At 46.0% G+C, this 21,892-nt stretch carries 21 protein-coding genes; 18 read left to right on the forward strand and 3 right to left on the reverse strand.

Going from position 1 to position 21,892, the window contains the following annotated elements:
* The 7 genes from argJ to P8596_RS01920 all read left to right on the forward strand — a co-directional run bounded on the left by argJ (nt 1) and on the right by P8596_RS01920 (nt 8,894).
* Nucleotides 1-1,230, forward strand: coding sequence for a bifunctional ornithine acetyltransferase/N-acetylglutamate synthase (argJ, locus tag P8596_RS01890; protein ID WP_279725649.1), 1,230 nt, complete (start codon nt 1-3; stop codon nt 1,228-1,230).
* Entirely contained in the window at nt 1,193-2,002 is an 810-nt protein-coding gene (argB, locus tag P8596_RS01895; RefSeq protein ID WP_279725650.1) for an acetylglutamate kinase, read from the forward strand. Before argJ ends, argB begins: the two co-directional genes overlap by 38 nt.
* Nucleotides 1,999-3,159, forward strand: coding sequence for an acetylornithine transaminase (locus P8596_RS01900; protein ID WP_279725652.1), 1,161 nt, complete (start codon nt 1,999-2,001; stop codon nt 3,157-3,159). The genes argB and P8596_RS01900 overlap by 4 nt, the downstream gene beginning before the upstream one ends.
* A 65-nt stretch (nt 3,160-3,224) precedes the next feature.
* Nucleotides 3,225-4,289 (forward strand): carbamoyl phosphate synthase small subunit, encoded by a 1,065-nt coding sequence (locus tag P8596_RS01905; protein ID WP_279725653.1) that lies wholly within the window; start codon nt 3,225-3,227, stop codon nt 4,287-4,289.
* On the forward strand, nt 4,282-7,344 hold the full coding sequence (locus P8596_RS01910) for a carbamoyl-phosphate synthase (glutamine-hydrolyzing) large subunit (protein WP_279725654.1): 3,063 nt from the start codon (nt 4,282-4,284) through the stop codon (nt 7,342-7,344). The genes P8596_RS01905 and P8596_RS01910 overlap by 8 nt, the downstream gene beginning before the upstream one ends.
* A complete protein-coding gene (gene argF / locus P8596_RS01915) occupies nt 7,341-8,294 on the forward strand; it encodes an ornithine carbamoyltransferase (protein ID WP_279725655.1) in 954 nt (317 codons plus the stop codon). Before P8596_RS01910 ends, argF begins: the two co-directional genes overlap by 4 nt.
* A 150-nt stretch (nt 8,295-8,444) precedes the next feature.
* Entirely contained in the window at nt 8,445-8,894 is a 450-nt protein-coding gene (locus P8596_RS01920; RefSeq protein WP_254652846.1) for a YueI family protein, read from the forward strand.
* Here P8596_RS01920 and P8596_RS01925 read toward each other — a convergent pair.
* Nucleotides 8,891-9,955: an AbrB family transcriptional regulator gene (locus tag P8596_RS01925; protein ID WP_279725656.1), complete on the reverse strand. Its 1,065-nt coding sequence runs from the start codon at nt 9,953-9,955 to the stop codon at nt 8,891-8,893. The genes P8596_RS01920 and P8596_RS01925 overlap by 4 nt on opposite strands.
* A 73-nt stretch (nt 9,956-10,028) precedes the next feature.
* Nucleotides 10,029-10,385, reverse strand: coding sequence for a cupin domain-containing protein (locus tag P8596_RS01930; RefSeq protein WP_279725659.1), 357 nt, complete (start codon nt 10,383-10,385; stop codon nt 10,029-10,031).
* A gap of 319 nt (nt 10,386-10,704) precedes the next feature.
* Between P8596_RS01930 and gatC the strand changes: the two genes are divergently transcribed.
* From gatC to P8596_RS01950, 4 genes are all read left to right on the forward strand, one after another.
* Nucleotides 10,705-10,995: an Asp-tRNA(Asn)/Glu-tRNA(Gln) amidotransferase subunit GatC gene (gene gatC, locus P8596_RS01935; protein WP_034760864.1), complete on the forward strand. Its 291-nt coding sequence runs from the start codon at nt 10,705-10,707 to the stop codon at nt 10,993-10,995.
* A gap of 12 nt (nt 10,996-11,007) precedes the next feature.
* Complete coding sequence (gatA, locus tag P8596_RS01940) at nt 11,008-12,468, forward strand: Asp-tRNA(Asn)/Glu-tRNA(Gln) amidotransferase subunit GatA (RefSeq protein ID WP_034760866.1); 1,461 nt, start codon at nt 11,008-11,010, stop codon at nt 12,466-12,468.
* A 12-nt stretch (nt 12,469-12,480) separates the two neighbouring features.
* The gene (gene gatB / locus P8596_RS01945; RefSeq protein ID WP_279725663.1) at nt 12,481-13,911 is read left to right on the forward strand and encodes an Asp-tRNA(Asn)/Glu-tRNA(Gln) amidotransferase subunit GatB; all 1,431 of its coding nucleotides are present in this window, start codon (nt 12,481-12,483) and stop codon (nt 13,909-13,911) included.
* 315 nt (nt 13,912-14,226) lie between these two features.
* Nucleotides 14,227-15,852 carry a M4 family metallopeptidase gene (locus P8596_RS01950; protein ID WP_481900329.1) on the forward strand — a complete coding sequence of 542 codons (1,626 nt, stop codon included), beginning with the start codon at nt 14,227-14,229 and terminating at the stop codon, nt 15,850-15,852.
* A 76-nt stretch (nt 15,853-15,928) separates the two neighbouring features.
* On the opposite strand, the gene P8596_RS01955 is transcribed toward P8596_RS01950, so the two are convergent.
* Complete coding sequence (locus tag P8596_RS01955) at nt 15,929-16,084, reverse strand: hypothetical protein (RefSeq protein WP_156030059.1); 156 nt, start codon at nt 16,082-16,084, stop codon at nt 15,929-15,931.
* A gap of 101 nt (nt 16,085-16,185) precedes the next feature.
* Between P8596_RS01955 and P8596_RS01960 the strand changes: the two genes are divergently transcribed.
* From P8596_RS01960 to P8596_RS01990, 7 genes are all read left to right on the forward strand, one after another.
* On the forward strand, nt 16,186-16,614 hold the full coding sequence (locus P8596_RS01960) for a DUF4257 domain-containing protein (RefSeq protein WP_034760872.1): 429 nt from the start codon (nt 16,186-16,188) through the stop codon (nt 16,612-16,614).
* Nucleotides 16,580-16,744 (forward strand): hypothetical protein, encoded by a 165-nt coding sequence (locus P8596_RS01965; RefSeq protein ID WP_156030061.1) that lies wholly within the window; start codon nt 16,580-16,582, stop codon nt 16,742-16,744. The genes P8596_RS01960 and P8596_RS01965 overlap by 35 nt, the downstream gene beginning before the upstream one ends.
* Before the next feature lie 418 nt (nt 16,745-17,162).
* Entirely contained in the window at nt 17,163-17,729 is a 567-nt protein-coding gene (locus P8596_RS01970; RefSeq protein WP_279725668.1) for a thioredoxin family protein, read from the forward strand.
* Between the two features lie 181 nt (nt 17,730-17,910).
* Entirely contained in the window at nt 17,911-18,291 is a 381-nt protein-coding gene (locus tag P8596_RS01975; RefSeq protein ID WP_034760875.1) for a helix-turn-helix domain-containing protein, read from the forward strand.
* 342 nt (nt 18,292-18,633) lie between these two features.
* Nucleotides 18,634-19,410, forward strand: coding sequence for a class I SAM-dependent methyltransferase (locus P8596_RS01980; protein ID WP_254652852.1), 777 nt, complete (start codon nt 18,634-18,636; stop codon nt 19,408-19,410).
* Nucleotides 19,411-19,424: 14 nt separating this feature from the next.
* Nucleotides 19,425-20,222: an arylamine N-acetyltransferase gene (locus P8596_RS01985; protein WP_224521563.1), complete on the forward strand. Its 798-nt coding sequence runs from the start codon at nt 19,425-19,427 to the stop codon at nt 20,220-20,222.
* Nucleotides 20,223-20,521: 299 nt separating this feature from the next.
* Nucleotides 20,522-21,436 (forward strand): diacylglycerol kinase, encoded by a 915-nt coding sequence (locus P8596_RS01990; RefSeq protein WP_034760879.1) that lies wholly within the window; start codon nt 20,522-20,524, stop codon nt 21,434-21,436.
* The last annotated feature ends 456 nt before the right edge of the window (nt 21,437-21,892 follow it).

Genomic DNA, 21,892 nt, shown 5'->3' on the forward strand with positions numbered 1-21,892 from the left:
ATGAAACTGGTAAAAGAAGAAACAGTGAAACCTATCAAGGGAGGAACGATTCTGTCACCTCTTGGATATAAGGCTGGCGGTATGCATACCGGCCTGAGATATGCCAAAAAAGATTTTGGTGTCATTTACAGCGAGAAGCCTGCACAATGCGGAGCGGTTTATACGCAAAGTCATTTTCAAGCGGCTCCCCTCAAAGTCACACAGGAAAGCATCTCACAATCTCATAAACTACAGGCAATCGTCGTAAACAGTGCCATTGCAAATGCGTGCACAGGTGAACAAGGGTTAAGGGATGCGTATCAAACGAGGGAATGGACCGCCGAACGGTTCCAGATCCCCGAAGAGTACGTCGCTGTTGCATCCACAGGTGTCATCGGAGAATGGCTTCTCATGGATAAGATGAAAAAGGGCTGCAGTGACATCCAGGTCGGTGAGGACACGGAAAGTGCACAGTCTTTCCAACAGGCGATCCTTACGACGGATACAATCGAGAAATCGTCGTGCTATCAGGTCATGATCGACGGGAAAGCCGTCACCATCGGAGGCTGTGCGAAAGGCTCGGGGATGATCCATCCGAACATGGCGACAATGCTCGGTTTTATTACAACCGACGCCACCATATCATCGGACGTTTTGCAGGCTTCCCTTAAAACTGCCATTGATCAATCCTTCAATCAAATCACTGTAGACGGGGAAACGTCCACCAACGATATGGTCATCAGTTTGGCCAATGGCATGGTGGATCATGAAACTCTTCATGAAAATCATCCTGACTGGACTCACTTTCAAAAAGGATTGACCCTTGTATGTGAAGATCTGGCGAAACAAATCGCAAGGGATGGAGAAGGTGCAACCAAACTGGTGGAAGTCAATGTCACAGGAGCACAGTCCCATCAGGATGCCAACATTCTAGCCAAAAAAATCGTCGGTTCCAATCTGGTGAAGACGGCCCTCTTCGGCGGGGACCCGAACTGGGGAAGGATCGTCGGAGCGATGGGCCATAGTGGCGTCGACTTCAGCCCTCATCAATGTGATATCTGCATCGGGGACACCCTCGTATTTTCAAAAGGGACTCCCCAACCGTTCAATGAAGAGGAAGTCAGCGGGTACATGAGTGATGAATATGTTTGCATCTCTGTATTACTGAATAGTGGGGAAGGATTAGGAAAAGCATGGGGGTGCGATCTTACGTATGATTACGTCAAAATCAATGCAAGTTACCGAACATAAGCCTGTGATTGTAGTGAAACTCGGTGGGAGTATCATTTCGAAGCTGTCGTCCCTTTTCTATAAAAGCATAAAAGATCTTCAGAAGCACTACCATGTGATCCTCGTTCATGGCGGGGGTCCTGAGATTACGGCAACACTTAAAGAGCTTGGAATACAGTCCACGTTCATCAACGGCCAGCGAAAGACCACGAAGGATGTCTTAAACATTGCTGAACAAATGCTGAAGGGGAAGGTGAACAGCGCATTGGTCCACCGACTAAACCGGGATGGGGTAAAAGCTGTCGGGTTAAGCGGGTACGATGCTCAATTACTCGAGGCGAGTTTCATAGATCAAGAGTCTCTTGGGTTTGTCGGGGAAATTGAAGAGGTCAACCTCACGCTGCTGCACAATCTACTCTCATTAAACTACTTGCCGGTGATTGCCCCTCTTGCAACGACAGGGGAAGGAGAAAGGGTGAATGTGAATGCCGACCTTGCTGCAGCAGCCGTCGCCAAAGCCCTGAAGGCTGAGAAACTGGTATTTGTCACCGATGTACCTGGAATCTTGAAAGATGGTGAACTTGTTCCACGTGTAACAATCGACGTCGTTCAACATTATATCGAAACCGGTGTGATCTACGGTGGGATGATTCCTAAGGTGCAGGCGGCTCTTTCGGTTTTAAACAAACATATTAAAGAAGTGATGATTGTCGGATGCCGGGATTCCATCATCCAGGATGGGGAAATGATCGGCACCCGAATGACAGAAGAAAAAGGGGTTCAAGCGATATGAGTCATGTATTCCCAACTTATAATCGGTTAGACATTGAATTGGTCTCGGGTAAAGGCACGGAGGTCCAGGATCATAATGGTACATCCTATTTGGATTTCATCTCTGGAATCGCCGTTTGTAACTTAGGGCATTCACCTACTATTGTAAAAGAAGCAGTGGAGAAGCAAATGGATACACTTTGGCACGTGTCCAATCTGTTTACGATCACGAAACAGGAAGAGGCGGCCACACTCCTCGCTTCTGCAAGTGGCCTTGATGCCGTCTTCTTCTGCAATAGCGGAGCGGAAGCGAATGAAGCGGCGATTAAGCTTGCGAAGAAACATACAGGAAAGACGAAGATCCTGACCTTTGAGCAATCCTTTCACGGCCGTACATTCGCAACGATGAGTGCGACCGGACAGGAGAAGATCCACAGCGGATTTGGTCCTCTGCTGCCGACCTTTGAATATCTTCCATACAACGATGAGGAAACACTATCTGAAGTGAAGGATGGGGATGTGGCCGCCATCATGCTCGAAGTGATCCAGGGGGAAGGGGGAGTCAACCCGGGAACCCTTTCCTTTTTGCAGGCGGTTGAAGCCAAATGCCGCGAACTGGATGCGTTACTCATCATCGATGAAGTCCAGACAGGGGCGGGACGGACGGGACTGCCCTTTGCTTACCAGCACTATTCCCTGGATCCGGATATCGTCACGTCTGCAAAAGGACTCGGTAGCGGATTTCCCGTGGGGGCCATGATGGGGAAGAAAGAACTCATCCCATCCTTTTCACAAGGCACACACGGATCGACATTCGGAGGGAATCCATTAGCGATGTCGGCAGCGACGGCAACCATGGAAACGATTTTCGAAGAGGGATTCCTGAAAGAGGTTCAACATAAATCAGAGTATTTCCTGGAACAACTGACCCTCAAGCTTCAGGAATATCACATGGTCCAGGAAGTAAAAGGGATCGGTTTTATGATCGGTATCTCCTTTGATCAGGAAGTGAGTGATATCATTGCCGAGCTCCGGCATAATGGATTATTGACCCTTCCGGCAGGAGCACATGTCATCCGGTTATTACCACCATTGACGGTTACCTATGCTGAACTCGATCAGGCCCTTCAAATATTGATCCGTACAATCAAGCAACACCAATCAACCGAAGTCTACTAAATTTTTTTCGTGTTGAATGCATAAAAATACCTTAGTATAATTATTTATTCATAGGAGGTCAACTCATGACAGGCTATTTATGTTTGCAAAACGGCAGCACCTTTACAGGGAAAGTCATGATGGAGGAAGAGGGCCCCGTTCAGGGTGAGATTGTATTTTTCACAGGAATGACAGGGTATCAGGAAGTGCTGACGGACCCTTCCTACAAGGATCAGATCGTCGTTTTCACTTACCCTCTCATCGGCCAGTATGGTGTGAATGAAGACGATTTCGAAAGCGGTAAGCCCCAGGTGAAAGGAGTCGTCATGCTCGGTTCAGCCGAATCATTTTCCCACTATAAAGCGGCTTCATCCCTTAAGGATTATCTTCAAAAATGGAAGATTCCTTTCATGACAGGGGTGGATACGAGGCAGGTTGTAAAAGAGATCCGTCATGAGGGAAGTCAAAATGCGTACATTTCATATACAGAAATGCTGCCTGAAGAAGAAACACTCAACGGTCAAATCGAAAAAGTCGCTGCTTCAGAAATTTTTCAAATGGGAAGCGGCAGCAAGCATATCGCCGTCATCGATTTCGGTGTAAAAAAATCGATCGTATCAAGCTTGTTGAAAATGGATTGTCTCGTGACGGTCATCCCGTATCACCAATTGGCGCAGTTGGATCAACTGAATGTCGATGGACTGGTATTATCCAACGGCCCTGGGGACCCGAAGGAAATGATGTCCTTCTTACCACAGCTGAAAGAAAAAATCCTGCAAATGCCGACACTCGGGATCTGCCTGGGTCACCAATTGATCGCCCTTGCACTGGGAGGGGAAACGGATCGATTGTTATTCGGGCACAGAGGGGCGAATCACCCGGTCATGGACAACGAGACGGGTGAGGTGTTCATCACATCGCAAAACCATAATTATGTAGTGAATCAAGATAGTTTAATCGGGACAGGGCTTGAGCCACGATTTATGAACGTCAATGATGGTTCCCTTGAAGGCCTGCAGCATAATAGTAAGCCGATCCTTTCCGTTCAATTCCATCCCGAAGCACGACCTGGACCGGAAGACGCTTCGTGGATATTCCAGCAATTCTATCATTCGATTAAACAACCGGGGAGAGAGAAAATGTATGCCTAAAGATTCCAGTATTCAAAAAATCCTGATCATCGGATCGGGACCCATCATCATCGGGCAGGCGGCTGAATTCGATTATTCCGGCACGCAAGGGTGTCTTGCCCTGAAAGAAGAGGGCTATGAAGTGGTCCTGGTGAATCACAATCCGGCAACGATCATGACGGATACCGCTTATGCCGACACAGTGTATTGTGAACCTCTGACCGTAAAGACCTTGACGGCCATCATCGAAAAGGAACGACCACAAGGGTTGGTCGCGAGTCTCGGTGGGCAGACCGCCTTGAATCTGGCTGTCGGGCTCGATGAGAAAGGGGTCCTTGAGAAGTGCGGTGTGAAACTGCTCGGTACGTCCGTTGATTCGATCCAAAAAGGGGAGGACAGAGAAAAGTTCCGGTCGTTAATGGAAGCTTTGGGTCACCCGACGGCGGAAAGCAGCATCGTCCATGACCTGGAAGAGGCCCTGGATTTTTCTAAAGAGATTGCCCTTCCGATCATTGTCCGCCCTGCTTATACGTTAGGGGGGAGAGGGGGCGGGATCGCTTCCTGCATGGAGGAATACAAAAAACTCGTGCTATCCGGTTTGAAAGCGAGTCCGATCCATCAAGTGCTTGTGGAAAAAAGCATCGCCGGTTTCAAGGAAATCGAGTATGAAGTGATGAGAGATTCGAAAGGAAATTGTATATCGGTCTGTAATATGGAAAACTTCGATCCAGTAGGGGTCCATACGGGGGATTCCATCGTCGTGGCACCGTCCCAGACGTTGACAGACCGGGAGTTTCATATGCTCCGTACGGCCGCCTTTGATATCGTAAGCGCATTAGAAGTAGTGGGAGGATGCAATATACAATTTGCTTTAGACCCTAACAGCAACCAATACTATGTCATTGAAGTGAATCCGCGGGTGAGCAGGTCATCTGCCCTGGCGTCCAAGGCAACGGGCTATCCCATCGCCAAAGTAGCAGTGAAGATTGCGGTCGGCTACACATTGGATGAAATCATCAATCCCCTGACCAGGACCACCTATGCAAGCTTTGAACCTGCCCTTGATTACGTGGTCGTGAAATTCCCGAGATGGCCGTTCGATAAATTCCCTGAAGCGAACAGGATCCTCGGCACCAAGATGAAAGCAACGGGAGAAGTGATGGCGATCGAGCGCTCATTAGAGGCGGCGTTTCAAAAGGCGCTTCAATCGTTGGACCTTTCACTGGAGAGCCTGTATGGGGGAATGTCAGATCTGACATTGGAAGAATTGGAGAAAAAGGTTGTGACGCCGACGGATTCACGATTCTTTGAACTGATGGAGTTGTTAAGAGGGGGGCGATCCATCGATGCCCTCCACGAAATGACGGGGATCGATAAGCTGTTCCTGTCGGTGATGAGCAATCTTGTTGATATGGAACATAAGCTCAGTACATCTTCATTGAGTGCAGAGCTATTGAAAGAAGCGAAGGAGTTACGGTTTGAGGACAGTACCATTGCAGGGCTGACGGGAATGGCTGAAGCGTCTATCGTCGATTTGAGAATGGAAGAAGGAATCGTTCCCGTATTTAAAATGGTCGATACGTGCGCCGGCGAGTTTGAGGCCATCACGAACTACGCCTATTCAACGTATTATGGGACAAATGAAATCGAGTCTTTACCAGGGGAGAAAAAAGTCCTGATCATCGGGGCGGGACCAATCCGGATCGGTCAGGGAGTCGAATTTGACTACAGCGCCGTCAAGGCCATCAAGCGTTTGAAAGAGCACGGGTACACCACGATCATGGTGAATAACAATCCCGAAACCGTCAGTACCGATTATGAAACCGCGGACAGATTATATTTCGAACCGATTACGAAAGAAGCGGTCCTTGCCATCATCAAGCATGAGAGGATCGATACCGTACTGGTTCAATTCGGTGGACAAACGGCGTTGAACCTTGCCGGTATGTTAGAAGGAGAGGGAATCACACTGCTCGGAACGTCATCCGATATCATTGACCGGGTGGAAGATCGGGAGCGTTTTTATCAACTCCTAGATGGATGCATGATCCCCCGTGTGAAAGGGGACATATGCCACAGTAAAGAAGAAGCGATGCATGTTGCCGGGAATCTGGCCTTCCCTCTTCTATGCCGCCCTTCCTATGTCATCGGTGGCAAAGGGATGGTGAAAGTGAAGAGCCTTGAGGAAATGCAGTGCTTCATCCAAACCGCAGATGAAGAATATTTTCCTATATTGGTAGATGAATTTAAAGAAGGACGGGAAGTGGAGATCGATCTTGTAGGGGACGGGGGAGACGTCTATGTTCCCGGTGTGATGGAACATATTGAACGGGCCGGCGTCCACTCAGGGGACAGCATGTCCATCTTCCCTTCCGAATCTCTATCAGGGGAAATCAAGGAGACGATTGAAGAGTATGCCCGTAAAATCGTATCCGCGCTTCAGTATAAAGGGATCATGAATATTCAATTCCTGCTGCAGAATCAAAACGTGTATGTATTGGAAGTCAACCCCCGGGCAAGCCGCACCGTACCGATAGTCAGTAAGATCCTCGGTTTTCCGTTGATTGATATGGCTACGGATCTCATGTGCGGGGAGCGTTTGACCATCGATGCTTTTGACCCTCCTTCCGAAATAAACGGAGTCGGGGTGAAGTATCCCGTATTCTCATCCCATGCTTTACCTGAGATCGATCAGATCCTCGGGGCGAATATGAAGTCGACGGGAGAAGGTCTATGTCTCGGGGAAACCGTTGAAGAAGCTCTATACAAAGTATTTGAAGAGCTGCATGCGGGAGTTGAAGCAGGGGGAACCATCTACGTCGATTGTGTGCAGGCTAAGCAATATCAAACGGCTGAAGAAGCATCATTCAGTGAATGGATCAAAACCGATCATGCATGTGTCTACTTCAATGATGAGGAAACGGACGCGAAGAAAAGAATCGCTGCATTGGAAGCGGGTGTCACCGTCATAACGGAAGCGGAAACCCTGCAAGCCTTCATGCGGAGCAAGAATGCATACGTCCAGCCGAAGCCTTTAGTCCATTCAAAATCCATTCAGGGAGTGAGCCGAGTATGAACCATTCAACCATTGCACCAACTCCGGAGAACATGTCGTTAAAAGGAAGAGACCTCGTCACGTGGCTCGATTACACGGCGGAAGAGGTCCATGAGCTCTTATCATTGGCTCAGTACTTGAAGGAAAACCCTTATTCGAAGAGCCTCGAAGGAAAGACTCTCGGAATGATCTTTGAAAAGTCATCCACAAGAACACGGGTGTCATTTGAAGCGGGAATGCTCCAATTGGGAGGCCACGCCATCTATTTGAATTCCCGTGATATCCAGCTTGGAAGAGGGGAGTCGATTGCGGATACGGCACGCGTCCTGTCCTCTTATGTGGACGGAATCATGATCCGCACGTTCGAAACCGAGAAGGTGACACAGTTGGCAGAGTATGCAAGTGTCCCCGTCATCAACGGTCTTTGCGATACGTATCATCCATGCCAGGCGTTGGCCGATGTCCTCACGATCCTGGAAACCAAGGGGACGCTGAAAGGGGTGAAGGTCGTCTATATCGGGGATGGCAATAACGTGGCCCACTCCTTCATGATCCTCTGTGCCATGCTTGGGATGGAGGTCGTCGTTTCCTGTCCTGAAGGGTACGAACCGAAGGAAGATATCATAGGGAAAACGTTGGATCTGGCCGTGAAAAGCGGAGGGAGTTTCACCCTGACCCATGACCCGAATGAAGCGGTGAAAGGTGCTGATGTCGTTTACACGGACGTTTGGGCCAGTATGGGGCAGGAAGAGGAAGCGTTCAAGCGTCTCCAGGATTTTAAAGGATACCAAGTGAACGAGGAGTTGTTGAGTCATGCTTCTCCAAATGTGACATTCCTCCATTGTCTTCCGGCACACCGGGAAGAAGAAGTCACTGCAGCCGTCATCGACGGTCCATGTTCCGCCGTATTTCAACAGGCGGAGAATCGATTGCATGTCCAGAAGGCAATTTTACAATCGTTTTTCATATAAATGGCAAAGGGTCCGCTCACGTGAATGAGCGGACCCTTTTAGTTGCCTGAAAGCATTCCCATAAGAGAAAATGGGACAGAACCAAATGAACACATGTAAACATATAGTGTAGGAGAAACTGTAATTAGACGTTTTGGAGGTGCAATGTTTTTGAGTAAGCCAACCATAGATGATTACTTGGAAAATGGAATATATGGGCAAAAACAAACCAAGCCTGATGAAAGAAGGAAGTTTCTGGGGACCCTGCGAGAGCGGATCGTCATTGCCCTTACCCAAAGCCAGGTGAGGGAAAAGGGAATATACAAGGAAGTTCAGGATCAATTGAAGAAGCATCCTGATGCAAAACTTTTACTGAATGGGAACATGAGCTATACCTTTTTATCTAAATACATCAAGCTTGCCGATACGTATCATGTGTCGTTTTCCATGGTGACCAATAAGGAGATCGAGACGGATATCGGACTCGTCCTCGCTTATGATCATGCCATTGATCAGGAAGAGATCTTTGTGCAGAAAAAAAGTGAGAAAGTGATGGAAGCAAAGGCGAAACCCAAGCCAAAGAAAAGCCTATTCTCATCCATTAAAAATAAGCTTTTCTAATCGTGATGCCCCCTTTGGAAAATCGACAGTTTGAAAAGCCCTTTCAAAATCGCTGGGATGATGAACAAAATAAATAAAATCCGGAATAAATGGTATCCGGTAATGATGGAAAGATCTGCGTTGACGGCTTGTCCGACCAGTGCCATCTCTGCCATGCCACCTGGAGCCATGCTAATGAACGCAGTCAAAAAAGACACATCATGCCAGCGGCTTAATAAAAAGCTGAGTCCTACACAACCCAAAAGCAGGCACAGGGAAGTAAATAACGACCATAAGATGAACTTGCCCATCGAGTTGGATGACGAGAAATTCATCATGAAGCTAAAATAAATACCCAAAGATAATTGAGCCAGGATAATGAACAGTCCTGGCATATGCGGGACCGGCCATTCAGCCACCATGAAGCCGCCGATCACCAGGATCGGACCAAGTAAAGTCGGGGTGGGCAGGTGGATTCTCCTAGCCATGAAGCCTGCTGCAATGGCAATCATGAAAAAAAGGACAAACCCCCAGTGAAAAGAAGGAATCTCAAATTGACCAGATGCAGGACGTGGACCCGTTCCTCCTCCAGCTAAAAGGGGACTGAACACAAGGAAAGGTACCACGAAAATGACAGACAGCAGCCGGATGACCTGAAGGATCGTCACAACGGTTAAGTCAATATCCTTCATTTCCTCTCCGAGAGCCACCATTTGGGAAAGGCCGCCAGGTATACTACCGGTAACCGTCGAAGACAAACCGATTCCCGTCATTTTGGACGTAATGTAAGCAAGGACCATACTGAAGGCAATGATCGCAACCGTCATCGTCAGCATGGAAGGAAGCTGAGTAAAGATTTCAATCATCGTTTTCTGACTGAACGACTGCCCGATGGAATAGCCGACGATGATCAATCCAAGATCCCGGAGGTAAGACGGCCAGGCAAGCTCAAACTTTGTCCATCTGTTGATGAGAAAGACAAAAACCATGGAACCGAGAAGCCAGGACAGGGGAAGGTGCAGGAGCGTGAACAGCCCGCCGCCTACCACACCCGCTATGAAGGCTAGTAGAATTGGATGCATTGTGAAAACCCTCTCCATTTACATACTCTATTTAAAGGTAATCAAATGGAGGAAAGGAAGCAAATGGAATGCTTTAGTTCGCAGTCAGGTACCGCTCGGGGTCGAGACTGCTTCCTTCGGCTACAATGGCGGTCATACCATCTTCAGATCCGGATTCATGCATTTCTCCCCCTTGCCAGAAGACGGCCATGCCCGGTTCCACTATGATTTTTTCTCCCCCTTCGATCCTCACCCACCCACGTCCTGACGTGATCATCAGAAGCTGATCGCACATGGCTGGATGCATGCCCAGCACGCTGTTTTCCTCTAAATAAAAATACCCGATTTGGAATGGATCATCAGGCTTCAGTAAAGGATGGATCGTAACGTTTTGACTGTTGAATTGATGAATGGATTTTCCGGTCTTTTGTTTGAAACTATATATTTTCATGAAATCACCTCTTTTTATAGATTCGGTTTAGGGGAGGGGGAGTCCTTTATTTGGAAAAGTGAAAAGTGTAGTTCTACCCATTATATGGTGATATACGCGATTAAAAGATTTCATTTATACAGTGGCGGACATCCTAAAACAGTGTTCCTCACAAAATCACACCCACCCCCTCATTTCGTGATAGAATAGACGGAGGTATGGACAAGAATCAGCCATGCCCCTAACAATGGTTATCTCTTATCATAGTTGCTTTAATGAAGCGAATTTTGGTATTATCAATAGTATTGTGAGTGTTCGAACATATACGGAGGTGAAGAAGATGTCTAGAATTTCTGAAGAGCAGGTGAAGCATGTTGCGCACCTTGCACGACTAGCCATCACTGAGGATGAAGCGAAGAAGTTTACGACTCAGCTGGATGCGATTATCGGGTTTGCCGAGCAGCTGAATGAATTGGATACATCGAATGTGGAAGCAACAAGTCACGTACTGGATATGAAGAATGTGATGCGTGAAGATAAGCCTGTTGAAGGCCTGCCACGTGAAGAAGTATTGAAGAACGCACCAGACAAACAAGATGGACAAGTTCGCGTTCCATCGATCTTGGACTAAGGAGGGGACCTCATGTCATTATTTGACCATAAATTATCAGAGCTTCATGAGCTTTTACATAAGAAAGAAGTTTCTGTCACAGATCTGGTAGACGAGTCATACAAACGAATCGACGCCGTTGAAGATAAAGTAAAGGCATTTTTAACACTGGATGAAGAGAATGCCCGCAGTAAAGCGAAGGAAATGGATTCCAAACTGGGGACGGATGAAAGTAAAGGTCTTCTTTTCGGAATGCCGATTGGGATTAAAGATAATATCGTCACAAAAGGTCTTCGTACCACTTGTGCAAGTAAAATCCTTGAAAACTTCAATCCGATTTATGATGCAACGGTCATCAATAAATTACATAGTGCCGATACGATCACGATCGGTAAATTGAATATGGATGAGTTTGCGATGGGTTCATCTACTGAAAACTCCGGTTTCCAGAAAACAAGCAACCCATGGAATCTTGAAACGGTCCCAGGCGGATCTTCAGGTGGATCGGCAGCATCCGTTGCAGCTGGGGAAGTACCTTTCTCACTTGGTTCAGATACAGGTGGATCGATCCGCCAGCCGGCCGCATTCACAGGTACTGTCGGATTAAAACCGACATACGGACGTGTATCCCGTTTCGGTCTTGTCGCATTTGCTTCATCTCTTGACCAAATCGGACCGATCACCCGCAATGTTGAGGATAACGCGTACTTACTCCAAGCCATCGCTGGACTTGATCCAAATGATTCGACTTCAGCCAACGTGGAGGTTCCAAATTACGCGGAAGCTCTTACAGGTGATGTAAAAGGATTGAAGATTGCTGTACCGAAAGAATATTTAGGTGAAGGTGTCGGGGAAGAAGCCCGTCAAGCTGTGCTTGCTTCACTGAAAGTATTGGAAGGCATGGGCGCGACATGGGAAGAAGTTTCTCTGCCGCACTCTAAATTCGGTGTGTCGACGTACTACTTATTAGCTTCATCTGAAGCGTCTGCCAATCTTGCACGTTTCGATGGTGTTCGTTACGGATACCGTACACCGAACGCAGAGAATCTTCTTGACCTTTACAAGAAGACACGTGCAGAAGGATTCGGGGACGAAGTGAAGCGTCGTATCATGCTTGGAACGTTTGCTTTAAGCTCCGGTTACTATGAGGCTTATTACAAAAAAGCACAACAGGCGCGTACGCTGATCAAGAAAGACTTTGAAGATGTATTTGCGAAATATGACGTCATCATCGGCCCGACAACACCGACGCCGGCTTTCAAAATCGGTGAAAAAATCGATGATCCATTAACGATGTATGCGAACGATATTTTAACGATTCCAGTGAACCTTGCAGGGGTACCGGGAATCTCAGTACCTTGTGGATTCTCTTCAACAGGACTTCCGCTAGGTCTTCAAATCATCGGAAAGCATTTTGACGAAAGCACGATTTATCGCGTCGCTCACGCATTTGAGCAAGCGACAGATTTCCATACAAAAAGACCACAACTGTAAGGGGTGAAATCAATGAACTTTGAACCAGTAATCGGACTAGAAGTCCACGTAGAATTAAAAACGGACAGTAAGATGTTCTCTCCGGCGCCGAACCACTTCGGAGCAGAGCCGAACACAAATACAAACGTGATCGACCTTGGATATCCTGGTGTTCTTCCGGTGGTAAACAAGCGTGCCATTGAGTTCGGAATGAAGGCGGCGATCGCATTGAATTGTGAAATCGCAACGGATACCAAGTTTGACCGTAAAAACTATTTCTATCCGGATAACCCGAAAGCGTACCAAATCTCTCAATTCGATAAGCCGATCGGTGAAAATGGCTGGATCGAGATCGAAGTGAATGGTGAAAAGAAACGGATCGGAATCACTCGTCTTCACCTTGAGGAAGATGCAGGGAAACTGACTCACTCAGGTGACGGTTATTCCCTTGTCGACTACAACCGTCAAGGAACACCTCTGATCGAGATCGTATCTGAGCCGGACATCCGTACACCGGAAGAGGCATATGCGTATCTTGAGAAGCTTAAATCCATCATCCAATACACAGGGGTTTCCGATTGTAAGATGGAAGAAGGATCGCTTCGCTGTGACGCCAATATTTCCCTGCGTCCAATCGGTCAGGAGAAGTTCGGAACGAAAGCCGAGCTTAAAAACCTGAACTCCTTTAACTTTGTGAAAAAAGGATTAGAGTATGAAATCGTACGTCAGGAGAAAGTTCTTTTATCTGGAGGCTTGATTCAACAGGAAACGCTTCGTTTCGATGAGTCGACGGGTAAAACGATCCTGATGCGTGTCAAAGAAGGATCGGATGATTACCGTTACTTCCCTGAACCTGATCTTTTACATCTTCACATCGATCAAGAGTGGATGGACCGCATCCGTGCTGAGATCCCTGAGCTTCCGGATGAGCGTAAAAAGCGCTATGTAGAAGAGATGGGACTGCCTGCATACGATGCCATGGTTCTCACATTGACGAAGGAAATGTCTGATTTCTTCCAGGATACCGTTGAAGCAGGTGCAGATGCGAAGCTTGCCTCCAACTGGCTGATGGGTGAAGTATCAGCATACCTGAATGCACAGCAGAAAGAACTGGAAGATGTTAAGCTGACTCCACAAGGACTCGCGGGCATGATCGAGTTGATCGAAAAAGGCACGATTTCTTCCAAGATTGCGAAGAAAGTGTTCAAAGAGCTGGTAGAAAACGGTGGAGATCCTGAGCAGATCGTGAAAGACAAACGCCTTGTTCAAATTTCTGATGAAGGTGCGCTACTCAAGATCGTGACGGAAACGCTGGATGCGAATCCACAATCCATCGAAGATTACAAGAACGGGAAAGATCGTGCCATCGGCTTCCTTGTCGGTCAAATCATGAAAGCGACAAAAGGTCAGGCCAATCCGCCGCTTGTAAACAAATTATTGCTTCAAGAAATTCAAAAACGCTAACATTTTTCATATTGCCCCCCGAAAACATTTGGTTTTCAGGGGGCTTTCCTATGGGAAGAGGGACGGACCTTGAAATAGTTCAAGGTCCGTCCCTCTTTTTGTTCAAATTTTCCTGACCCTAGTGGTTTTTACCCGTTTTGTGTAGGTCATTTAACCCGAGGTTGGAAAAGGTGAATATTAGGTCTTTCGGCTCGTTCGTAATATAGAAGGCTTGTATTATAGTATATCTAATGTTTCAAATAGTTTGAAAATTCTTTCAAAGAGGTGTTGTAATTGAAGAAGAAAGTCGTTGCACTAGGATTGACAGCAGGGTTAATGATGAGTCCGGTCTTGGCCTCGGAAGCATTTGGGGCTTCGAATGTGAGTGAAAAGGTGAATTTCAATTCACAGATGGGGACTCCTCAATTTATTTCGGGTCATTTGACGAAGGCATCTTCAAAGGCTCCGGAAACAGTTGTATTTGATTATTTAACAGACAAACAAAAGACGTTCAAGTTTAAAGGTGATTCGAAATTATCGTTCAAAGTAGTAGAAAAGCAGAAGGATGATCTGGGATTTACATATCTTCGCATCCAGCAGGTATATAAGGGCACTCCTGTTTATGGGGCTGTTCTGACAGCACATGTAAACAAAGAAGGGGTGCTCACAGCTCTATCGGGTGCGCCGGCAGCGAACCTGGATGGGAAACAAAATCTGAAACAAGCGAAGAAACTATCGAAAAAAGAAGCCGTTTCATCAGCTGAAAAGGATCTGGTTAAGGCAGTAGGCAGCCAGCCTGATTATGAATACGCCCCGAAATCCGAATCAGTGATCTATGTGAAAGATGGTGAAGCTCATTATGCGTATCTCGTAAACTATAATTTCCTTGCACCGGAGCCTGGGAACTGGAATTATTTCGTGGATGCTGTCACAGGTGATATCCTTGCCAAGGTGAATGAAATCCATGAAGCAGGTAAAGGAGCCGGAAAGCCTGGCGGTGGAGGAGCAACCGGAGGGACGGACGCGGTCGGATCCGGTAAGGGAGTGTTGGGTGATACAAAATCGCTGAATACGTACCTTTCTTCATCTACTTATTACTTACAAGATCGCACCAGAGGGAAAGGGATCTTCACGTATGATGGATCCAACCGTACCCGTCTTCCCGGCTCACTTTGGGCAGACAGCGATAACCTATTTAACGCAAGTTACGACGCAGCTGCAGTAGATGCACATTACTATGCAGGAACGACATATGATTATTATAAGAATACCCATAATCGAAATAGCTACGACGGCAATGGAGCAGCCTTGAAATCGACTGTCCATTACGGCAGAAACTATAATAACGCTTTTTGGAATGGTCAACAGATGGTATACGGTGATGGAGATGGATCGACGTTCGTATCCTTATCCGGCGGACTTGATGTCATCGCCCATGAGCTGACACATGCCGTGACAGATACAACAGCGGACCTGATTTATCAAAATGAATCAGGGGCCATCAATGAATCCATGTCCGATATTTTTGGAACATTGGTAGAATACGATGCCAATAATAATCCTGATTGGGAAATTGGGGAAGACATTTATACACCGAACAAAAGTGGAGATGCTCTTCGCTCCATGTCTGATCCTGCGAAGTACGGTGATCCAGACCACTATTCTGTAAGATACACAGGAACGCAGGACAACGGCGGTGTTCATATTAACAGCGGAATCGGAAATAAGGCGGCATACCTGTTAAGTCAAGGTGGTACACACTATGGTGTGAAGGTGACGGGGATCGGAACGGATAAGACCGGTAAGATTTACTACCGTGCCCTTACACAATATTTAACACCATCCTCGAATTTCAGCCAGCTTCGTTCAGCGGCGGTTCAGGCAGCAACGGATTTATATGGTGCAGGAAGTGCTGAAGTGGCAAGTGTGAATGCTGCGTATAATGCGGTAGGCGTCAACTAAACAGGTAGAGAGGAGAGAAGGGCTGTCATGGCTCTTCTTTTTTTGTATTTTTACAAGGAAGTACAGTGAGAAATCATCACATTTGCTTCCTTTTGGCCTTCTCCAGGATTTGTTTGGCTAATCGGTAATACGTATCGGCTTCTACTTTCGATTCAGCCCTTTTGAGCTGCATCATATAGTTTTGAAATCGAAGTTTGTCGATTGACGAGACTTTCATCACAATTTTTCGCATAATGACGCTCCTTTAGTGGACAAAATTGCGTCCAATTATCTATTCTGAATTTTCTGTAAATAATATATAATAATAGTAAATGATTCCAGAGGGTGGATAGAATGTCCTTATTCGAAGTGATCTTGTTGCCAATGTTGATGGGTGGTATTGGGGGCTTAGGACATATTCTGGTTTTCAAAAACGGTCATTTCACTTTTCCGCGAAAATTTATTGATGACCAGGGTGAGAAACATTATCTTTTTGGCTCAACGAAGGATATTATCATAGGCGTTCTGGCAGGGTATCTGTCCGTGTTACCGGTGGTTGATACAGTCCCGATCTGGTATGTGATCTATATCAGTTTATTATCAGGGATCGGGGGAAGTTCCGTCATCACACGAAAAATCGAACAGAATTTAGCAGCGACCAAAGCAACCTATATTCAAGAGCTATCTCATTATCAGCTCGAACCGACCTCTAAGGGAGGATCTCCAAATCATAATGAGGTGAAACCTGTTGGCGAAGTGGAAGAAAAAAAGAATCAAGGTTGAACTGCCACCAGAAGATTATGAAAAAGCGAACCACTATTTAAAGAGGCTGAAGGAGGCAGATAGCCTAGTCGAGCTGGACTACTACTACAATAAAGTGACAAAAATAATTGAGAAATCACAGGATGTCTAAGATGGTTCATTGGAAAGCGTCGTCCTATATCCATTTAATGTAACCGAAAAATGAGAGGATGAAACTGACAATTGAGTCAGCTTTTTTTCTGTCAGGGAAAGATGCAAGAAAGAGATGCTTCTTTCCATACTTACCTATTTCCATCCCCCTCTGGAAAAATGGATAAGGAGTAGCGGTTTCGCTATTCCTTTTTTTAAATGGAAATGAATCATCTTGGAGCAGTTCATTCGAACCTGTTCACGAAGTTGCTTTTCTTATATTATATTCCTACAGGCATAATCGTACAATTGAAAATTTGAGTAAATCCATTATGACTTTCACTTGTAGATTACGAGAAACACGCCTATGCTAGAGAGAGAATCTCCAAGAAAAGAACACAGTGATTCGACAGGTATGAACCACTGGAGGAGGAAAAAGGATGAACTTGGAACAATGGTTTGATAAAGGAATGACACCGGAAGAATACATAAAAAATATGAGTGCTCATAAAGAAAATACAGAAGCCATCCGGAAGGGCTTTAAGATTCCGCGAGAAGACGTAGATGTGTTGAATCGGCTTGGGGATCAATCTTTGCGGGTGATTGCCATTACGGAGGATTGGTGCGGTGACGCCATGCTGAACATCCCGATCCTTCTTACTGTTGCGGAGGCGGCCAATCTGGACGTCCGGATGATTTTGAGGGACGAAAATCTTGAACTGATGGATCAATATCTGACCAATGGAACGTCGAGAGCGATCCCGATCTTCATTTTTATCGATAAGGAAGGAAAGGAGAAGCTGGTATGGGGGCCGCGAGCTCCAATGGTGAAAAAGATCGTCGATGATGAGCGGGCGAAGCTTCCACCGAGGGATCATGAACTGTTCCCTGAAAAGCAGAAAGAGATGATTCAGCGCCTGACCTCCCAATACATCAAGGATAGAAGGGTATGGGAGGAAGTATACGAAAGCTTGAAGACGAGCCTCGTTCAAAACGTATTGATGTAACACGATTAAGATGGGGGAGACTTCCGGGACACGTCCCGGGAGTCTTCTTTCATTTAATTCATGGTGCTTCATGATGCTCAAAATGGAATGGTCTTAAGTACCCGTTCTGATGGTATTTATTGCCGGTTCACGAATGGGGGTATTCACGTTAATATGATATAGGATGAGGAGTTGAAGCATCATGATTCACCAAAAGACAAATACAATTGTTATAGAAGCGCTAAATAAATTTCCCCATAAAATTCACATTAAATTGGGAGAAATCCTGCGTGAACGAGGATTGACTCAAGGCGATCTTCACCGCTTAACAGGATTAAGAGTGGCTACGATCAATGAGTTAGTGAATTTCAAGAAGAAATCCTTAACAGTGGCTCACCTTGTATCCATTATGATCGCCCTCAGAATTACAGACATTCGTGATCTAATTGAAATAGAATTCGACCAGGAAGTCCAAGACTACTTCAACGAAGAAAATCAGCGAATGAAAAACGGATTCACCCCGGACCTCACGAAAACCGCCGAACAAAACGTAAAGCGGATCGCAGCCGGAGCCAACAACTAAAGAACACCACCCAGCAAACGGTCATCTCTGATGACCGTTTTTTTTAGGGACGGACCTCTATTCCTTCATGAAATCCGCCTCTAAAATGATAGAAATATAATTTACGATAAGGTTTACCACGAGTAGAAATAGGATAATTTCTTAAAGTAACCGATCAATCAAAGAATTACAAATTATGACGATATAAAGGTAAGCGAGGTCCGTCCCTCGGCAGGAGTTTCCCCTTGGCATACAGAATGTAGTATGTAGGAAGGCTCTTAGTGCAGGCGGTTGTGATGGAGTTGACATGAAATCGTAACGTTCAGCAGAGTGAAAATCAATTATGATAGGGGAAGAGAGTGAATGGAAGTGAATTTTGGTAATGTGACCTCCCGTTACGCTGCGTCTTGTGATGATATTCCGCATCAATTTTTTGATACGTTGAAGGTAAGAGGAATCGTGTGGGAAGGAAGGAAAGTGGCTGAAATTGGTGCAGGTACCGGAGCCCTGACACGAAAGCTTCATAAGCGTGGAGCCGAAGTGATCGGAGTCGAACCTTCTATTGACCTGAGGAAAACGGCCAAGGCATTGGAAAGCAGGCAATACCTCGAGATCCCTTATCTGACCGGCACTGCAGAATCAACGAATCTGCCAGATCACTACTACGATATCACGATGAGTCATAGAAGCTGGCATTTATTCGATCGCCCGAAAGCGATACATGAAATGAAGCGGATTTTGAAGGAGAAAGGAACGTTCATTGTAAGCGATTCAAGCTTCCTTCCAAATCAGGAACTCGTAAAGGATACGATGACGTTTTTACATGAATATATCGGTGAAACCCCGGAAGGAAAAGCTGATCCGGGCAATCAAGTAAATGGATTTCCCGTGGAATGGTTGTTAGAATGGCAGCAAGCCGACTTTACGATCAAAGATTTTTATACATTTTACTATATGGTCGATTTCACCATACAGTCCTGGTGCGAGCGCGTAGGATCCCTTTCCTTGCTCTCTCATTTAGAGGATACGGAGATAGAAGGATTACTGCAGTCATTACATACCTTCTTATCCAGACGTCACGATTCCCTCCATGAGTTTACTCTTCAGCACCAGTTTACAGTCTGCCTGATGAAAAAGTAGAAAGAGTGATCGGATTGGAAGCAGTAAAAAAATATGTGAACTATTTAAATATGGATATCGAGCCCCCTACGTTGAACTACTTACAGCGGTTGATCCAACAGCATCTGATACGGATTCCCTATGAGACATTCAGTAAATTTTATTATTTCTCAGAGGGTGGCTCCTTTGTCCCCTCGTTGGAGACATTTGCGGAAAATCTCCATCTGAAAGGGTGGGGAGGAACGTGCTTTACGCTGAATATTAATTTTGGAAGGTTGCTGAAAAAACTAGGCTTCCATTGTCAATTTGTCAGAGTGAACCCGGGACACCTGGGACTGATGATTTCGATTGATAACCGTAAGCTGTATGTCGATGTCGGTTATGGTTCTCCCATCATGAAGCCTGTGGAGCTCGAGGCGAGACAGAAACATCTGCTTCACGGATTTGGAGAGGAAATCATCTTTACCCAGAAGGACATCCGTGAGTTCGAAGTCGATCGCCGTTCGAACGGGAAGACGTTTGTAAAAAAGACCATAGAGTGGATACCGCTAGAAGAAGAAGACCTGGAGAGGGACATACAGGCGTCCTATCTGGATTCCGATGACAACATCACCATGAGAAGAATCACCGCCGTCCGCTTCCAGGGGAACCAGTGTTATTTTCTCCGTAATCGGACGTTGAAGGTCATGACCTACCGGAATATCCGGGAGTATCAAATGAAGGATCTGGATAAGTGGAAAGACATCATTGGGGAAGTCTATCATTTTGATATGAAGTCCCTTGACGAATCCATCCATTTTTTGCAAAAACGGAACATACATCTATTCCCATAACCGTACAGAATATCAGGGTGATATTCTGTACGGTTATTTTTTTGCTTCCCTCCCAGTATAACTCTCCATTTATGAATTCTTTCTGACAATCATGGATCCGGCTCCCATCAGGCGTGGGAAAATTCATATTTCATTAGATTTTTCCTATGAAAAGAGTTATGATATTGACCGGTGGACGATTTGAAAAATCCTGCCTTTTGAACATATTTTGCATGAATAAATTAAATTGGTATATGATGTTAAAAGATGGTATATACATGGACGAGTTTTTTTAATCAATACAGATTAGGATGATGGGTATGAAACGAGCAAGAATAATATACAATCCGACTTCGGGGCGGGAGCTTTTTAAAAAACACCTCGCTGAAGTATTAATCAAATTGGAGCAGGCAGGATATGAAACATCTGTACACGCCACCATTTGTGAAGGGGATGCAACCGAAGCGGCACGGATCGCTGTTGAACGCAAATATGATATCGTCGTCGCTGCAGGTGGGGACGGTACGTTAAATGAAGTCGTGAATGGATTAGCTGAACAGGACTACCGGCCGAAGCTGGGGATTGTTCCGATGGGGACAACGAATGACTTCGCCCGTGCCCTGCACATTCCAAAGGATATCAGCTCGGCCATTGATGTGATTACGAAGGGTGAAACGATCCCAGTCGATATTGGACGCATGAATGAGCGCTATTTCATCAATATCGCGGGTGGGGGAAGAATCACTGAATTGACCTATGAAGTACCGAGTAAGCTTAAAACCATGATGGGGCAGCTTGCTTATTATCTGAAGGGCATTGAAATGCTTCCTTCTATTAAACCGACGGATGTATCGATCGAATATGATGGAAAGCTGTTTGAAGGACAAGCGATGCTTTTCCTCATCGGATTGACCAATTCCGTCGGCGGCTTCGAGAAACTGGCTCCCGATGCTTCGATCAATGACGGTTTATTTTCACTCCTGATTCTGAAGAAAACGAATCTGGCAGAATTTATCCGCATTGCTTCCCTGGCAGTACGTGGAGAGCATGTGAATGATCCGAACGTCATTTACACACAAGCGAATCGGATTAAGATCAAGGCGAAAGAAAAGGTGCAGCTGAATGTGGACGGCGAGCTGGGAGGGGTCCTTCCTGCCGAATTCGAAAACCTGTATCGTCACCTGCAAGTCTTCGTCCCACTTGATAAGATCCGGCCGGAAGATAAAGCAGAATGATAAAAAGGAATGCCGTTGGGGTTACGGCATTCCTTTTTTTGTTTACATTGATTATGGTTTGCAAGTGCTCTGTCATTGAGTGTTTGCAAGAGGGAGAGGGGAACTGCTCCGCTTTCCGCGGACGTTCGGCCGAGCCTCCTCAGCAAAATTCGCTTCGGGGTCTCGCCACGCCCGTTTTCCGCAGGAGTCTACGCAGTTCCCCTCTCCCTCTATATAAGTTTGTCGTGACAGAGCTATATAATAAAAAACAGTGACAGTAATTATTCTTGTAAAGATCTCAGTTGATTGGAGCGGAAGGTGCTCGACTCCCTCGGGAAAGGTTATTATATCAGGGCTTACAACCGGTTTATTCTCTTTTAAAAATTTTTTAAATATCATATTAGATAAACGCATTCCCTTTTTTTCTTATTTGTTCAAAATAAAGGGATTTACGCTTACGCGTTGCGTTAAGAGACT

It is taken from the genome of Rossellomorea sp. DA94 (assembly GCF_029834455.1).
GTDB lineage: Bacteria > Bacillota > Bacilli > Bacillales > Bacillaceae_B > Rossellomorea > Rossellomorea vietnamensis.

Coding starts and splice junctions, on each gene's coding strand:
- argJ (WP_279725649.1), top strand. CDS start 1: ATGAAACTGGTAAAAGAAGAAACAGTGAAACCTATCAAGGGAGGAACG.
- argB (WP_279725650.1), top strand. CDS start 1,193: ATGATTACGTCAAAATCAATGCAAGTTACCGAACATAAGCCTGTGATT.
- P8596_RS01900 (WP_279725652.1), top strand. CDS start 1,999: ATGAGTCATGTATTCCCAACTTATAATCGGTTAGACATTGAATTGGTC.
- P8596_RS01905 (WP_279725653.1), top strand. CDS start 3,225: ATGACAGGCTATTTATGTTTGCAAAACGGCAGCACCTTTACAGGGAAA.
- P8596_RS01910 (WP_279725654.1), top strand. CDS start 4,282: ATGCCTAAAGATTCCAGTATTCAAAAAATCCTGATCATCGGATCGGGA.
- argF (WP_279725655.1), top strand. CDS start 7,341: ATGAACCATTCAACCATTGCACCAACTCCGGAGAACATGTCGTTAAAA.
- P8596_RS01925 (WP_279725656.1), bottom strand. CDS start 9,955: ATGCATCCAATTCTACTAGCCTTCATAGCGGGTGTGGTAGGCGGCGGG.
- P8596_RS01930 (WP_279725659.1), bottom strand. CDS start 10,385: ATGAAAATATATAGTTTCAAACAAAAGACCGGAAAATCCATTCATCAA.
- gatC (WP_034760864.1), top strand. CDS start 10,705: ATGTCTAGAATTTCTGAAGAGCAGGTGAAGCATGTTGCGCACCTTGCA.
- gatA (WP_034760866.1), top strand. CDS start 11,008: ATGTCATTATTTGACCATAAATTATCAGAGCTTCATGAGCTTTTACAT.
- gatB (WP_279725663.1), top strand. CDS start 12,481: ATGAACTTTGAACCAGTAATCGGACTAGAAGTCCACGTAGAATTAAAA.
- P8596_RS01950 (WP_481900329.1), top strand. CDS start 14,227: ATGATGAGTCCGGTCTTGGCCTCGGAAGCATTTGGGGCTTCGAATGTG.
- P8596_RS01955 (WP_156030059.1), bottom strand. CDS start 16,084: ATGCGAAAAATTGTGATGAAAGTCTCGTCAATCGACAAACTTCGATTT.
- P8596_RS01960 (WP_034760872.1), top strand. CDS start 16,186: ATGTCCTTATTCGAAGTGATCTTGTTGCCAATGTTGATGGGTGGTATT.
- P8596_RS01970 (WP_279725668.1), top strand. CDS start 17,163: ATGAACTTGGAACAATGGTTTGATAAAGGAATGACACCGGAAGAATAC.
- P8596_RS01975 (WP_034760875.1), top strand. CDS start 17,911: ATGATTCACCAAAAGACAAATACAATTGTTATAGAAGCGCTAAATAAA.
- P8596_RS01980 (WP_254652852.1), top strand. CDS start 18,634: ATGGAAGTGAATTTTGGTAATGTGACCTCCCGTTACGCTGCGTCTTGT.
- P8596_RS01990 (WP_034760879.1), top strand. CDS start 20,522: ATGAAACGAGCAAGAATAATATACAATCCGACTTCGGGGCGGGAGCTT.